Here is a 3,300-nt window from a genome sequence, read left to right on the forward strand (position 1 = left end):
TTAGATGACACCCTGGTTCTGACCTTTTCAGAATTTGGCAGAAGAGTAGAGCAAAATGCCAGTAACGGAACCGATCATGGCACAGCAAACAACATGTTCCTCTTTGGCGGAAAGCTAAAAAAACAAGGTATCTATAATGCCGCGCCTAATTTACAAGATCTGGAGGCCGGTGATTTAAAATACCAGGTAGATTTCAGGCAGGTTTATGGGACTATTCTTGACAAATGGCTCGATGTAAATAATGCACAAATCTTAAATCAGCGGTTTAATACCCTCGACTTCATTTAAACTGATCAAACCGCATTTCCTGGAATGCAAAATTGCTTCGCTGCTGTTATTGAACAGGCAAGTTTTAATCCCCTGAAGTTCGGCCTGCTCCAGCCTGCTCCTTGCGGAACTGAAATTTTCCGGACGCACGTTCCGAATATAAATGGCCTCAATATGATCAGGATAACGTGCAGCAATGCTGGTATAAATTTCAGGATCTTGTTGTGAGTTATCACCAAAAAAAACAAACTTCTGATTAGGGAAAGCATCCAGAATTCTCATCACCCTAAGCAATTTCCCTTCATGTCCCGTCTTTCCGGTCCGGATCAGGCTGCGCCAGCGTTTAATCTGGTTCAGCAAAAAAGCACCTTCAGGCAATTGATTAAAACGAAAGGTCTCCACCAGGTAATCATAAAGATTCCATTCACTACTAGACACATAGAAAAAAGGATTGGGTTGATCCGGACTTGTATGCGAAAAAGCCAACAGCTCATAATGTAGTCTGGCATCTTTAAAAGTCTTTCTTGTATGCGGGTTCTTGATCAGAAGCTCTCTTAACCTTCGGCCTATTGTAGCCGAATGAGAAACCATAATGGTATCATCAATATCCGAGACAAAAGCATATTGGGTAATGTGCGGCACATAGATCTTTCCCCAGCTATCTGCGATAACCGCCCCGTCCTTTCCCAAAGCCTCCACTTTCACCTGATGCCAGCCAGCAGAAATATTTGTGGTGGCACTCCATTCAAATTTAAAAAAACCATCGTATTCCGTTGTCTGATCTATCACATCTCCATTAAAATGAAGCCTAACTTTGGTAAACGGAAAGGGTTTTAGCACAAAAAGCCTCAGCAGATGAAGGATATTAACCAGTAAGTTATTACTGAACACCTGCTTTGTACTTGCCCTGTACTTAAACACATGGCCATACACCACCAAGTTATGAGTATGGCCATAACCATGATAAATTTTTACGCTAACAGAATTCTTCATTATAAATCAAACAGAGTGGCGCCGCCGTTGTTTGTTCTAAGCAACAAATTAAACAAAACAGCCTTGAAACATAAATTACTTTTTATTGTCAATCCCGGGTCCGGAAGTCACAATCTGGATCTTCATGCAGTGATCAAGAATTTCTTTGCTGATAAAGATCACGACATAGAAATTTTCGAACTCCCAAAGGATTGTGATTCGGGGCAAATTAAACAGACGATAAAAAAAACAGCTCCAACCCGCGTAATTGCGGCAGGTGGGGACGGCACGCTGAAACTAGTAGCAGAATGCCTGCTGAATTCCGGCACACCTATAGGTATCCTTCCTGCAGGATCCGCCAATGGTATGGCCCGGGAACTGGGTATTCCCACCGACATCAACCTGGCCCTCGATCTCTGTATCCAGGGTACTCCCAAAAGCATCCATGTCGTCAAAATTAATGGAGAACTCTGCATCCATTTATCCGATATTGGTTTTAATGCCTATATTATTAAAAAATTCGATGACCTTCCTCAAAGAGGCATGTGGGGTTATGCAAAAGCTTCGTGGCATGCATTATGGAGACATCATAAAATGAACGTGGAGTTGAGAATGGGTAACCAGGACATCCAATCTGAGGCAGCCATGGTGGTTATTGCCAATGCAACTATGTATGGCACAGGGGTAAAAATCAATCCAGAAGGAAAACTAGATGATGACCTTTTCGAAGTCATCCTCATAAAGCAATACTCCATCGCCGAAATCCTGAAAATCAGATTCACCTCCCTTCCTTTCAATCCGGAAAAGATCGAGACCTTTCACACCAAAAAAATCAATATCCAAACCAAGCACCTCGTACATTTTCAGGTAGATGGAGAATATATGGGAAAGGTAAAACAGATTCATGCTGAATTGCTACCCGCAGCCATCCAGATTATCATATAATTTCAATTGCCTACCTGCAATACTTTTGCAATTGCTCGTCTGCAAGATCAAAGCCCATGTGCTTTACAAAAAGGAAATCCTCACAAGCGCCTTCCTTATCTTTCTGTTTAAGTTTGGCCATGCCATCTTTAATCCTCTGCTCCATATAGGCCTTATCATAACCCAATTCTTTTCTCAGAGCAAGAATTTTAGGTTCATCAGCCGCATTATAAATGCCTTTCTCCTTATTGATATAAAAATTCAACACGGCATTAGCCAATGCATCACTTGATTTATAAGCATTAATGGCTTGCTGGATCTCTGCTTTACTTTTATTGCCGCAGTCATAGCCATCCAGTTTAAAATTAACAGGCACAACCAATACATAGGTCGTATCATAACCCTCAGGCACCTTCCACTTTCCACTACTCATCCTGATCAGCCGAAGAGCTTCATCGTCCAGATCCGTACCTATACCTGATTTCACAAAAGAATTAAATACCCGACCCTGCTGGTCCAGTTTAAAATTGACCGTTACCCGCCCCTCGATACAATTGGCCTGTGAATACGGAGGATAAACGGTATTTGCACGCACAAAAGTTTCCAGCCCACCTTTAAACTCAGGCTGTTGCGCGGCACAGGAAAAACCCATCAGCAGAAAAAAAGAAATGAACATCTTTGTCATACCCTAATTTACATAAATTAAACCAACAGAAGAATTTAAACCGGAAAGTTTACCTTAAACTGAATGACACAGACTATGCCTCAGAATCAGGTTGGGATCCGGACTGTTGGCCAGATAAACCGCTCGTTCCGAAAATTTGCAGACCCCAGGATAATCACCCTTAAGGCCACGCATGCTAAACATCAACTGAAAATGCAGATGTGGCGGCCAGTAACCATTCTCTTTCGGAATACCAAAAGATGCAAAAGCTGCTCCCGCAGCGACAACCTGCCCCTCACACAATCCCTTTAAAGATGCAAGACTCAAATGACCATAAAGCCCATAAACCTCCAGCCCTTCAAAATCATATTTTAAAATGATCGTTGCACCGTAATCACCAAAGTGGTCATTAAACTTAAAACTATGTACTACGGCTTCATGAAAATTATATACAAGTGTTCCGGCAGGGCCCC

General features: G+C 42.2%; 5 protein-coding genes. 2 read left to right on the plus strand and 3 right to left on the minus strand.

Annotation, left to right across the window (positions count from 1 at the left end; all coding sequences use genetic code 11):
* Positions 1-288 (plus strand): DUF1501 domain-containing protein (locus tag VNZ46_RS16145; RefSeq protein ID WP_325561094.1); only part of this gene is annotated, 288 nt, incomplete at its 5' end.
* On the opposite strand, the gene VNZ46_RS16150 is transcribed toward VNZ46_RS16145, so the two are convergent.
* A complete protein-coding gene (locus VNZ46_RS16150; protein WP_325561095.1) occupies positions 253-1,260 on the minus strand; it encodes an App1 family protein in 1,008 nt (335 codons plus the stop codon). The genes VNZ46_RS16145 and VNZ46_RS16150 overlap by 36 nt on opposite strands.
* 63 nt (positions 1,261-1,323) lie before the next feature.
* Between VNZ46_RS16150 and VNZ46_RS16155 the strand changes: the two genes are divergently transcribed.
* Positions 1,324-2,184 (plus strand): diacylglycerol/lipid kinase family protein, encoded by an 861-nt coding sequence (locus VNZ46_RS16155; RefSeq protein WP_325561096.1) that lies wholly within the window; start codon positions 1,324-1,326, stop codon positions 2,182-2,184.
* Positions 2,185-2,194: 10 nt separating this feature from the next.
* Here VNZ46_RS16155 and VNZ46_RS16160 read toward each other — a convergent pair whose 3' ends face one another.
* Positions 2,195-2,839: a TonB family protein gene (locus VNZ46_RS16160; protein WP_325561097.1), complete on the minus strand. Its 645-nt coding sequence runs from the start codon at positions 2,837-2,839 to the stop codon at positions 2,195-2,197.
* Between the two features lie 63 nt (positions 2,840-2,902).
* The coding region (locus VNZ46_RS16165) for a peptidoglycan DD-metalloendopeptidase family protein (RefSeq protein ID WP_325561098.1) at positions 2,903-3,300 on the minus strand (398 nt) is incomplete at its 5' end.

The sequence above is a fragment of the Pedobacter sp. genome, assembly GCF_035566355.1.
Taxonomy (GTDB): domain Bacteria; phylum Bacteroidota; class Bacteroidia; order Sphingobacteriales; family Sphingobacteriaceae; genus Pedobacter.